The organism is Rhizobium ecuadorense (assembly GCF_001187535.1).
In the GTDB taxonomy this organism is placed as follows: domain Bacteria; phylum Pseudomonadota; class Alphaproteobacteria; order Rhizobiales; family Rhizobiaceae; genus Rhizobium; species Rhizobium ecuadorense.
Map to the genome: position 1 here is coordinate 1 of NZ_LFIO01001597.1, position 212 is coordinate 212.

Annotated in this window: 1 protein-coding gene; it reads left to right on the forward strand. The window is 59.4% G+C overall.

Annotated elements, in window-relative coordinates:
• Window positions 1-212, forward strand: a 212-nt coding sequence (locus AF337_RS44755) for a hypothetical protein (RefSeq protein WP_152971293.1), incomplete at both ends; no start/stop codon positions are given.

Consider the following 212-nt stretch of genomic DNA (forward strand, 5'->3'; position numbering starts at 1 on the left):
GTCTACAACCAGTCGCATGACGATTGCGGCAATCGTGAAGGATCGGCACGAACCGCGGTTATTGCGGTCAATTTCGCGCCTGTTGTCGGCGAGACCCGGGCATGGGCGGAGGCGAGATCGAGGTTCGCAGCGGCGATGACGCTGCTGTCACCTGGGACTCCGATGTTTTTCATGGGAGAGGAAATCGGCGCCCAGAAGCCCTATCGCTACAA